Origin of the sequence: Alteromonas sp. K632G, assembly GCF_017653625.1 — a bacterium.
Classification (GTDB): domain Bacteria; phylum Pseudomonadota; class Gammaproteobacteria; order Enterobacterales; family Alteromonadaceae; genus Alteromonas; species Alteromonas naphthalenivorans.
Window position 1 is genome coordinate 46,518 of sequence record NZ_JAGGDM010000024.1, and the last position, 10,953, is coordinate 57,470.

Genomic DNA, 10,953 nt, shown 5'->3' on the forward strand with positions numbered 1-10,953 from the left:
TGCCGCATCTGTTTGCACTAACGCCCGTTAGTTTGCAATAACCGGAATGCCAGCGGTCCACGGACCACCTTCATTCACCACCGCTTGCTGAAGCGCAGGCAGCGTGGTTTCATGCAACGTTTTAATACGCGCAATTACTTGGCTTAATTCATCTTCAGCGTAACCAAGTTGGTCTTTATGCTGTTGAGTCGGCCCATAAGATGAATTTAATGCCGAACGTGCATAGCGCAAACGGCTCATAATATTAGCCGGTTTAATCCCTTTGCGATTGCGCGACTCTAAGCCAGTAAACGCTTTATTAATATCGTTTATTTCACTTTGAATACTCGCAAATTGTGCTTCAAATTGGGTTACATTACTTGGTGTGCGGTCAATTGCCACACGAAGCAACGCCATAGTGTCTTTTACCTGTTTAAGCACAGTGGTTGAAGACATTGCACGTTTCTGCGCTTTAGTTAAGGCGTTCCCATAAGTTGTAATTTCTTCAGCAGATGCCCCTTCAAGCGCACCTTCATAGATAGATTCCAACGTAAACTGAACAGGCTCAGCTAATTGAGTAACTGTTGCACCTTCACGCTTAAATAACGTCGCACTATAGGTTCCCGGCAATGCCATTAAGCCGTTATTTTTGCTGTCTTTCTTAGTAAGCGGCGTAGTATTCGAATACTTCATATCCCACGTAATGCGGTGAAGCCCTTTCTTGGTGCTGCCCGATACGCGATTTATTACGTCGCCCGCATTGTCACGAATCTCGACATAAACAGCAGGTTCTGGCTCTTGAAGTTCAGCTTCTATCGCTTCCCAACTTGGGTATTTAGGATATTTGTCATCTTCAAGTAGCTTTTTCTCAGCTTCTTGACGCTTACCCTTCGCGGTTAACAAACTGTCTTTTAAGAAATAGGTTAACGTAGCGCCATGTGCTGGGTTTTCAGCTACAAAGCGATCATCACCGTCCGAGTCAGAGTGCCTAGTGTCTAACTTAAACCATTTAACTGGGCGGCTGGGCGCAAATAAAAGCGCGTCTTGTTGCATCGATTTTTCAGTTAATGCGCGAAGTGGTGCGTAATCATCTAGAATATAAATACCACGGCCAAATGTACCGGCCACCAAGTCGTTTTCTCTGCGCTGAATTTTCACATCGCGAGTAGAAATGGTTGGTATACCGCCATCAAGTTCAACCCACTTTTTACCGCCATTCACCGTAAAGAAAACACCAAACTCAGTACCAATGAACATCAAATCTTTGTTCACATGATCCTGCACAATACGCCAAACAAGGTGTTTTGCAGGTAGGTCGTCAGCAAGTGACGTCCACTTTTTACCTAGGTTCGTCGACTTGATCAAATAGGGTTTGAAGTCGCCATATTTATGGTTGTCTAGAGCAACATATACGGTATTCGGATCGTATAAATCAGCACGGATATCATTTACATAAGCGGTAGCAGGAATACCTTTAATAGCGTCTAATTCAATCTTTTTCCACGACTCACCGCCGTTGGTAGTGACTTGAATGATGCCATCGTCGGTACCAGCCCACAGAATGTTTTCATCTACTGGGCTTTCAGAGAAGTTAGCAATGGTGTGGAATTCTGTCATGGCGTACAAATCCCAGCCCGCTTCTACCGACCACGTTCTGCCCATCATAGGCATATGCATACGGTTTCCGTTTTTGGTAAGGTCGCCAGAAACGGCTGTCCAGCTATCGCCACGGTTATCAGAACGCCATACGCGCTGTGATGCAAAATAAATACGAGCAGGGTCGTGGCTAGACACATTAATAGGTGCATCCCAATTATAGCGCTCAGCAGGGTCGCCCGGTAATGGCTGCGGCTTAACATAAACCCCTTCTTTGGTGGTCATGTCTACGCGGGTAAGGTTACCCTGTTGCCACTGAGAATACATAATATCTGGGTTGCCCGGCTCAACCGCTGGCTGATGCCCATCGCCGCCTAGGGTTAAGAACCAATCTTTGTTCTTAATACCTTCTTCGCGCATTGTGCGCGATGGCCCACCTTGGGTAGAGTTATCTTGTGCGCCCGCATAAATCATGTAGAAGGGTTTTGAATCATCCGGCGCCACTTTATAAAACTGCGTTAACGGCAAGTTCGCCATAAAACGCCAATTCGCCATTCTGTCATGAGACATATAAATGCCGCCATCTGATCCCATCAATACAAAATCAGGATCAGTCGGGTGGAATGCCATAGCATGGTCATCTACGTGCTTGCGCTTAGTATTGATTGGCGTCCATGTTTTGCCGCCATCGTCCGACACTTTGCTGTAGTTACTGGCAATATAAACACGGTCAAACTGGTGTTGATCAGCAAAGATTTCTTGGTAATAGTGAGGGCCTGTACCTGCACCTATTTCATCAGAGACCTTGGTCCAACTTGCGCCTTGGTCGGCTGAACGATAGAAACCGCCTTTGCGATTGTCAGTTTCGATAGTGGCGTAAAGCACGTCTGGGTTCATAGGTGATATCGCCATGCCTATTTTACCCATGTTACCTTCTGGCAAACCGGTTTTAAGTTCGGTCCAGGTTTCACCGCCATCGTCAGACGTATGAATGCCTGCCCCTTCGTTAGTCCCTACATATACGGCAATAGAACGTTGGCGAGCCCATGTGGCTGCATAAAGTTTATCTGGGTTACGCGGATCGATAAGTAAGGAGGTTACGCCCGTCCATTTGTCAGCAGGCGTGAGTACTTGCTTCCATGTGTCGCCACCGTCAGTGGTTTTGTAAAGACCGCGTTCACCGCCACCAGACCATAGCGGCCCTTGAGCAGACACCCACACAATATCAGGGTTGGTAGGGTGAATAATAATGTCAGAGATATGTTCAGACTTCTCTAGCCCCACATTATTCCATGTTTGACCGCCATCTACAGACTTATATACGCCGTCACCAAAGCTAATATGACGCCCGCCGTTGTTCTCACCAGTACCTACCCAAATAATGTTTGAGTTACTAGGTGCAATAGTCACATCGCCAATAGAGTAAACCGCTTGTTTATCGAAAATAGGCGTCCACGTATTACCTGCGTTTGTGGTTTTCCACACGCCACCAGAACCTACCGCGGTATACCATGTTGAAGGGTTATTTTGATCGATAGCAATATCTGCTATTCGGCCAGACATATAAGCAGGGCCAATATTTCTCAGCTCCATGGCTTTAAAAGTTGAACTGCTAAAAATAGGTTTGTCGTCGTTAGGTTTTTCTGCAAAAACAGTCGAGCTTGAGAGTGCAAGAGATACAGCTACTGCAGCTTTAAGAAGCTTTTTCATTATTATTATCCACAGAGTGTTTATTTGAATTTAGAATTATAGGTATTAACACTATATAGAGTTACTAACAAACCTATAAAGTTTCAATAAACACACGACCAACCACTGAATATAGAGGTTAAAAAATGGTCGTCAGTGGATAGGCATTGTAAGGGAAAATTTTTATACTCCCCCCAAATTATGGCTGGCATGTTTGATTTGTATGTCTGGTTTTAGGGGTAATAGCTATGCTTTTTTAACCGCTAAAATAACGGTTAAGAAGTACGGCGCTTATAAAAAGCGCAGCACTTGATAAGCAGCTCACAATAAGTAGCTCAAAATAAGCAAATGTATCTTATTAAAAAGTGACGATGTCATCGTTAATTAAATGCCCTACTACAGAACTGTTTTCAGCGTCGACAAACCCGTTGTCGATAGCTTTAGCACGGCCGCGAGTTACTTTGCGATAGTTAGGGTGGGTATAAATATAAGTTTGCTTTGAACGTAATGCTTCTAACACACGTTCTGCCAACATAGATACAGGAATACCAGACTCCACCGCCATCGTGGCCGCTTTGGCCCCTGCTTTTAGTTTTTCTTTATCGATACGCTTTTCTGTGGCTACCGCATATTTTTCTTGTCTGTTGCGATAAGACTCATGAATACGGGTTTTTACAAATGCAGGGCATAACACCGACGTGTGGATATTAAATGGCTCTAGCTCTGGCATCCAGCTTTCAGTCATAGATACTACTGCTGCCTTAGAGGCACAGTATGCGCCCGCGTATGGCATACCCATCAAGCCAGCCATCGATGCCACGTTTAACACCCAGCCCCCTTCACCATGTTCTTTAATGGCAGGAACACAAGCTTGAGCACCATACAAAACGCCCATCACATTCACGTCCATTACCCAGCGCCAAGTTTCAGCTTCAGAGTCTTCAATTTTTCCAGGAGAACCACCCACACCTGCGTTATTGATGACCATATGGATTTTGCCAAATGCCTCTTTGGCTTCAGCTACAACACCTTCCCATTGGGCATAATCGGTGACATCAAGTGAACACGTGATTACCTTGTAGCCTTTTGAGCGCAAGTCTTCGCTAGACTGTGCAAGCGCTGCGGCATCTATATCGGCCATAACAATATTCATTCCCTGCGCCGCTAATGCTTCACTTAGGGCTAAGCCAATTCCACCCGCTGCGCCAGAAATAACCGCGGTTTTACCTGAAAATTCATTAGACTGAGACATCTGCTCTCCTGTTGCCTTTATTCCTGCAGCTCAATTAATTGCTGCAACTGCCGTTTGCCGCCATCACTATGGCCGAATGCATATAAGGCCATCGAAATGCGAAGCATAAATAATGAAATAGTGAGTTGTTCAGCAAGTAGACTAGTCTGATGACGTAAGGGTAGATACTTTATTTGGCTAATTTCAGATACTTCATGAAATCAATAATATGGAGAAAACAGGCTACTGCTTTTTAGTGTGGCTAATAAAAATAGCGCGTTTTATGATTTTAATAATATGACGTCTTAATTAAATATGACTGATATTCATCAATATTTAGGTTGTAAGCCAAAATTGAGTGCTTCTACTCATCGCAAAAATCGGCTTACTTAACGGTTATCCTAACTTACTTCGTGAAAGCTAAAACATGCAGAAAGATAAAACATTAAATTAACAAAACGAGACTTTAGCGGTGAACAAAGCATACAAATAGAATGCACAGGCCCAATTTATCAAGTATTCAGCTAAAAATAGCATTTACACTCTCAACCTTTAAAAAATTAATTTTTTGTTAACACAAGGGAAAATAGAGAGTTTATATTGAGACGACTTCTAATAAGGTGGTCCTGCTCCCCCTTGTGATAAATAGAATTAATCATTACTCTCCCACGCTCAAATAACGGCTCAAGTTCATTCGATTATCTAGGCAATTTCAGTCTAGGCAATTGCAATTTTCGAGGATTCTTACGTAAGCATGGCCAATCCATACCCTTCCATTGATGTTTTTCTGCAGCCTGCTTTCGCAGCATTTGTGCAGAAGCTTCAACGCTACACCACGGGTGTAGGGGTATTCCTATGGATTGCGAACGCAGCCTTACTGCTTAACGTAGCATTGATAGCCAGCGGCACAATGGCCGATTCAGGCGAGTTTGTTAGTGCACTTCACGACAATATTGTTATTGAGCCTTTTTTCATTGCGGCTTTTAACCAAGCGCTTTCCCTGTTTTCTCTTCCAACCATAATATTGGTGCTGGTTGGCCTTCAAGTTCATGCCTGTGCCACCGCTAGAGCTCAATTTGTTGGCAATGACCAACCTGTTCCATTCGTTTTTCACAAATACCCTCATCCCTTTATTCAAAAAATTGGTAGCCGAGCACCTCCTACTCTTAGCTAACCGTTTTTGATGTCGATGTGTAAACACTAATCGTTACCCGAAAACGCTAAATTGCGTGCTTGTCTTTGCGGATTAAGCACAGCGGCTATCTATTGTCTTCGATATACATATCGACGCTCTATTTGCTGCTTATTTTGCTGCTCGTCGGTGCTGTTTATCTGCGCTGGCTAATTGCCGCACTCCCTTGAACTTACGGGTTATAGGAAAAATATTTTTGTCTATTCGTAACCTCTTTAAATTAACTTTTACCACAATCGTGCTGATGCTGGCCGGTTGCAGCGGCGGCGTACTCGATCCTAAAGGGCAAGTAGGTGTGGATGAAAAGAATCTCATCATTCTTTGCACCATTCTTATGCTCATTGTTGTGATCCCCGTCATTGTGCTAACACTTTATTTCGCTTGGAAATATCGCGCCAGTCGCGACTTTGAAATTTACACCCCGAAATGGGCCCACTCTACCAAAATTGAAGCCTTGGTATGGTCGGTTCCGGTACTCATTATTATTGCGCTAGGCGTTATTACTTGGCGTTCAACGCAAGCGTTAGACCCCTACGCGCCGCTCGAAGGCAAAGGTGAGCATCTCACTGTAGAGGTGGTGTCCTTAGACTGGAAGTGGCTATTCATCTACCCAGAGCAAGGCATTGCTACGGTTAACGAATTAGTTTTTCCTGCTAACAAACCCATCGCCTTCAAAATTACCTCTGAGAACGCCATGAACTCATTTTTCATTCCTCAATTGGGCAGTCAAATCTACTCAATGGCCGGAATGGAAACCAAGTTACACCTCATTGCAAATGAGCCTGGTACGTTTAAAGGCATTTCATCCAACTACAGTGGCGCTGGTTTTTCGGGCATGAAATTCGATGCTATTGCCACCCCTACTGAAGCTGATTTCGACGATTGGGTACAAAAGGTTAAGCAAGAAGATACAGTATTAACTTCTGGCACTTACAAAGAACTCGCAGAACCGACCGAAAATCACCCTGTGACCTACTACAGCGATGTAAGTGATGGGTTATTCCACGAAATACTAATGAAATATATGAAAGACCACGGCTCAATGGATTTTTACAGCAAGCCTAATAACGCTGCTACAGGTATGAAAAAAGCTATGCCTGATATGCACAAGGGTCATCATGAAGAGGTTAACGAATAATTATGTCTTTTTTAGGTAAATTATCTATAGAGTCAGTGCCTTACCACGAACCTATTATTATGGTTACGTTGGCAGTGATTGCTGTAGTGGGTATTGCTATTGCGCTACTCATTACAAAATACAAGCAGTGGGGCACACTGTGGAATGACTGGATCACGTCTGTGGATCACAAACATCTAGGCATTATGTACATTGTGCTGGCTATGGTGATGTTACTACGTGGTTTTGCCGACGCCATTATGATGCGTACCCAACTTGCGGTAGCGACTAATGGTGCGCCTGGCTATTTGCCACCGGAACACTACGACCAAATTTTCACCGCCCACGGCGTGATTATGATCATCTTTATGGCCATGCCATTTATGATTGGTTTAATGAACATTGTGCTGCCGCTGCAAATTGGTGCGCGTGATGTTGCCTACCCCTTTTTGAATAATTTGAGTTTTTGGCTTACCGCTGGCGGCGCCATTCTCATTAATATTTCATTAGGTATAGGTGAATTTGCAAAAACAGGTTGGGTAGCTTATCCGCCAATAGCGGGGCTTGAATTAAGCCCGGGGGTTGGCGTCGACTACTACATATGGGCCTTGCAGATATCAGGGCTCGGCACGCTACTTACTGCGGTTAACTTTTTAGTGACTGTATTTAAGATGCGTGCACCGGGCATGAAATTGATGCAAATGCCAATTTTCACGTGGACATGCACGTGGGCAAATATCCTTATTGCCGCGTCGTTCCCTATTCTTACGGCAGTGCTAGCCATGCTAACACTAGACCGCTATCTAGACTTCCACTTCTTCACTAACGAAGCAGGTGGTAACTCTATGATGTACATTAATTTATTCTGGGCCTGGGGCCACCCTGAAGTTTACATTTTGGTGCTACCTGCTTTTGGTATTTTCTCAGAAGTTATTTCAACCTTTACAGCGAAGCGCTTATTTGGTTACACCTCTATGGTGTATGCGTCGGGTGCAATTGCTATTTTAGGCTTTGTGGTATGGCTGCATCACTTCTTTACCATGGGCTCAAGTGCCAATGTAAATGCGTTCTTCGGTATTATGACCATGGTCATCGCCGTGCCGACAGGGGTGAAACTATTCAACTGGTTATTCACCATGTACCGTGGCCGATTGGTACTCAGCGTGCCTGTACTTTGGGCATTGGGCTTTATGGTGACCTTTACCATAGGCGGAATGACAGGTGTTTTATTAGCCATTCCTGGCGCCGACTATGTACTTCATAACAGTCTATTTTTGATTGCTCATTTCCACAACACCATTATTGGTGGTGCAGTATTTGGTTACTTGGCAGGGTTTGCATTTTGGTTCCCGAAAGCCATGGGCTTCAAGCTTGATGAAAGAACCGGTAAGGCCGCCTTTTGGTGCTGGCAAATTGGTTTCATGATGGCGTTCTTGCCTTTGTATGTGCTGGGCTTCCTGGGTATGACCCGCAGGCTTAACCACACCAATAACCCTGATTGGAATTTGTGGCTATACATTGCGGCTGTGGGTGCATTTGTTATTGCCCTTGGTATTTTCTTCCAATTATTGCAGTTGTTCATAAGCTTTAAAAACAAAGACAAGCTTAACGATACCACAGGCGATCCGTGGAATGGACACACACTGGAATGGTCTACAGCATCTCCGCCTCAATTCTATAACTTCGCCAATATTCCACACATCAAAGATATCGATGCATGGACAGACACAAAAGAACGTGGCGATTCCTATCAAAAACCAGAGAAATACGCCCCTATTCACATGCCGAAGAATACCTCTGCTGGCGTATTTATGAGTATGAGCTTCACGGTAATGGGCTTTGCGCTTATTTGGCATATTTGGTGGTTAGCTGCTGTTGGGCTTATTGCTGGAATAGGTGTATTTATTAAGCGTTGTTACACCTCTGATGTTGATTACTACGTTCAGGTAGATGAGATTGAAAAAATTGAACAAGCGCATTTAGCTGCCAATGCGAAAGGAGCGTCTGTATGAGCGCACTAGAAAATGATATAGCGACTGATATGGCTCACGATATACAACAAGAACATGAGCACGAACATCATGAAAACAATACGGTATTCGGCTTTTGGCTTTACCTAATGACTGACTGTTTGTTATTCGCTTCATTCTTTGCCACTTATGCGGTGTTATTTATGAACACCGCTGGCGGGGTGTCAGGTAAAGATATTTTCGAACTTAACTTTGTGGCGGTTGAAACCGCTGCCCTGCTCGTTAGTAGTATCACCTTCGGCTTCGCCATGATTTGTGCGCACAAGCAAAACAAAAGCGGTGCGTTAGCATGGTTAGCTATCACCTGGGTTTTGGGTGCGACGTTCATCGGCATGGAAGTATATGAGTTCCATCACTTAATCGTACATGGCAATGGCCCTCAAGAAAGTGCGTTTCTTACCGCCTTTTTCTCGCTAGTAGGGTTACACGGGCTTCATGTTACGTCGGGGCTTATTTGGATGACCATTTTGTTCATCGAGGTATCCAGCCGAGGCTTACCTGAAAAAACCGTAACGCGCCTGAGTTGCTTAAGCTTGTTCTGGCATTTCCTCGATATTGTGTGGATTTGCGTATTCACCGTGGTTTATTTAATGGGGGCAATGTAATGACAGGCCATCGTACTAATAAATTTGGCGTTAGTACCTTAGCGGGAAATAGTGCTAACGATGACAATGCAAACTCAGTCAATCACGCTGCCGATCATGGCAGCGTAAAAACTTATCTTATTGGCTTTGTGCTATCGGTGATATTGACGGTTATTCCATTTGTTATGGTTATGGAAGGCGACTTCTCAAAAGTAACTACCCTGTGGAGCATCGTCGTTTTCGCACTTGTACAAATTTGGGTTCACCTGAAGTACTTTCTTCACCTTAACTTTGTGACTGAAGACGGCAGAGCCAGTACCATTTCGTTTTTATTCAGCGCTCTTATTATCTTCATGGTAGTAGGGCTATCTATTTGGATAATTTACGAGTCTAACGCGATGATGATGTATTAGCGTATTGCTATTCATTATGCATAAGCAACAAGGTAAACAGTAAAATGAACGCGATATTTCGACGCTATTTATCGGTCACCAAGCCCGGTATCATCATGGGCAACTTAATTTCCGTAGCAGGTGGTTTTTTACTTGCCGCCCGCGGGGATGTTGACTGGCCTTTGATGGTAGCGACCTTGATTGGCTTGTCTTTAGTGGTGGCTTCTGGATGTGCAGTTAACAATTGCATAGACAGCGACATCGACACCAAAATGCAGCGAACAAGCACTAGGGTGACTGTCACCGGCGAATTGTCGTTGAAAGCAGCCTTCTGGCACGGTGTAGTGCTAGGGGTTGCTGGTTTCGCTTTACTGGCTTTTTACACCAATCTTACGGCAGTGCTTTTCGCTGCCTTAGGTTATGTGGTTTACGTAGGCGTGTATAGCTTATACATGAAGCGTAACTCTGTGTATGGCACCCTTGTTGGTAGCTTATCTGGCGCGGTACCGCCCGTGGTAGGTTACTGTGCAGTAACCGTTGAGTTCGACACCGCCGCCGCGATTTTGCTAGTGATGTTCAGTATATGGCAAATGCCCCATTCTTATGCCATCGCTATCTTCCGTTTCAAAGATTATGAAGCTGCCAATATACCGGTATTGCCGGTGGCAGAAGGCATCGCAAAAGCTAAGCAACACATCGTATTATACATTGCGGTATATGCCATGGTTACGCTGCTGTTGCCAATTAGTGGTTATACGGGTGTGGGCTTTTTGGCAGTCGCATTTTCCACCAGCTTATGGTGGTTGATTATGGCACTGCGAGGATATCGCCGCGATATCAATATTGAAGGTTGGGCACGACAAGTGTTCGGGTTCTCTATCGTCAATATTACTGCGTTATCAATTGCTATGGCGGTAGATTATCACTCTCAGGCACAGTTTATTTTTTGATTATTTATATAGGGACCGGTGGTGTCTACAGTAAATACTCGGCCCCCATATCGTGTGATCACCAAGGGGAAACTGACGGTATACGCATCAAGCGGGTTTAACGCGTCTGATGTGACTAAGGCGTGTTGATCTTTCGTGATTGGTTTTTGAGCAGCATGGTAAAGAGTTATAATTTGCTTCGCCAAAAGTAAAA

The 10,953-nt window shown here is 44.4% G+C and carries 9 protein-coding genes; 6 read left to right on the top strand and 3 right to left on the bottom strand.

Annotation, left to right across the window (positions count from 1 at the left end; genetic code table 11):
- Window positions 1-27 precede the first annotated feature (27 nt).
- Together J5X92_RS19135 and J5X92_RS19140 are read right to left on the bottom strand one after the other, a co-directional pair.
- Entirely contained in the window at window positions 28-3,285 is a 3,258-nt protein-coding gene (locus tag J5X92_RS19135) for a hypothetical protein (protein WP_013783081.1), read from the bottom strand.
- Between the two features lie 337 nt (window positions 3,286-3,622).
- A complete protein-coding gene (locus tag J5X92_RS19140; protein ID WP_013783080.1) occupies window positions 3,623-4,516 on the bottom strand; it encodes an SDR family NAD(P)-dependent oxidoreductase in 894 nt (297 codons plus the stop codon).
- A 733-nt stretch (window positions 4,517-5,249) separates the two neighbouring features.
- On the opposite strand from J5X92_RS19140, the gene J5X92_RS19145 reads away from it, so the two are divergent.
- The 6 genes from J5X92_RS19145 (at window position 5,250) to cyoE (ending at window position 10,760) form a co-directional block, all read left to right on the top strand.
- Entirely contained in the window at window positions 5,250-5,669 is a 420-nt protein-coding gene (locus tag J5X92_RS19145; RefSeq protein ID WP_013783079.1) for a hypothetical protein, read from the top strand.
- 214 nt (window positions 5,670-5,883) lie between these two features.
- Complete coding sequence (gene cyoA / locus J5X92_RS19150) at window positions 5,884-6,825, top strand: ubiquinol oxidase subunit II (protein WP_244361091.1); 942 nt, start codon at window positions 5,884-5,886, stop codon at window positions 6,823-6,825.
- A 2-nt stretch (window positions 6,826-6,827) separates the two neighbouring features.
- Window positions 6,828-8,816, top strand: a complete 1,989-nt coding sequence (gene cyoB / locus J5X92_RS19155) for a cytochrome o ubiquinol oxidase subunit I (RefSeq protein ID WP_208806319.1) — start codon at window positions 6,828-6,830, stop codon at window positions 8,814-8,816.
- 29 nt (window positions 8,817-8,845) lie between these two features.
- Entirely contained in the window at window positions 8,846-9,439 is a 594-nt protein-coding gene (cyoC, locus tag J5X92_RS19160) for a cytochrome o ubiquinol oxidase subunit III (protein ID WP_208806322.1), read from the top strand.
- Window positions 9,439-9,831 (top strand): cytochrome o ubiquinol oxidase subunit IV, encoded by a 393-nt coding sequence (gene cyoD / locus J5X92_RS19165; RefSeq protein WP_208806320.1) that lies wholly within the window; start codon window positions 9,439-9,441, stop codon window positions 9,829-9,831. Before cyoC ends, cyoD begins: the two co-directional genes overlap by 1 nt.
- A 53-nt stretch (window positions 9,832-9,884) precedes the next feature.
- Window positions 9,885-10,760, top strand: a complete 876-nt coding sequence (gene cyoE / locus J5X92_RS19170) for a heme o synthase (RefSeq protein WP_208806323.1) — start codon at window positions 9,885-9,887, stop codon at window positions 10,758-10,760.
- Here cyoE and J5X92_RS19175 read toward each other — a convergent pair.
- The coding region (locus J5X92_RS19175) for a hypothetical protein (protein WP_208806324.1) at window positions 10,739-10,953 on the bottom strand (215 nt) is incomplete at its 5' end. The genes cyoE and J5X92_RS19175 overlap by 22 nt on opposite strands.